Source organism: Pseudomonas sp. SAS7 (assembly GCF_052112345.1).
Lineage (GTDB): Bacteria > Pseudomonadota > Gammaproteobacteria > Pseudomonadales > Pseudomonadaceae > Aquipseudomonas > Aquipseudomonas putida_Q.
This window is the reverse complement of record NZ_JBEGGO010000056.1, coordinates 1-613: the sequence shown is the minus strand read 5'-3', so window position 1 is coordinate 613 and position 613 is coordinate 1. Positions and strand designations below refer to the sequence as shown.

The window sequence follows — 613 nt, the reverse complement described above, 5'->3', positions numbered from 1 at the left end:
ACCGGCCAATGGCACCAGCGGCTCGATCACCGTGACTGCTCCGGACAACGTTTACGTTGGCAGCAACACCCCAGTGGTACAGTCGATCGCCACTGTTGCTGGCGCTGACGTCGGCAAGTTCGAGCAGCTGACTCTGGACAAAACTCCAGTCAGCACCACCGTGACCGACGAACCAGGTTCGGGTACTCCGGGCACTGGCAACCAAGGCGACCTGGTGCAGGTCACCATTACCGCCGACCAGACTTCGGTGGCCGAGAACGTCAAACCGACCTTCACCGTGCACATCAACCAACCGCTGGACCACGACCTGGTCGTGACCCTGAGCAACAATGCCCAAGTCACCATCAAGGCCGGCGAAACCAGCGCGCCGTACACCCACGACGCGCAGGGCGATGACGTCTATAAAGACTCCGGCGAAATCAGCCTGGGCATCAATTCTGCGGTAGACGCCACTGGCGCTACCTTCGAGAACCTGCAATTGGGCGGTGCGGCCACCGTTCAAGTGACCGACACCATCGACGAAGTTGTGGCCAAGCTGACCGCAAGCCAGTCGGTCATCGAAGGTGGCGAGATCACCTACACGATCACGCTAACCAACAAAGACGGCCTGCCG

1 protein-coding gene is annotated in these 613 nt (G+C 60.4%); it reads left to right on the top strand.

Annotation, left to right across the window (positions count from 1 at the left end; genetic code table 11):
- Positions 1 to 613, top strand: a 613-nt coding sequence (locus tag ABI582_RS28665) for an immunoglobulin-like domain-containing protein (RefSeq protein WP_442120989.1), incomplete at both ends; no start/stop codon positions are given.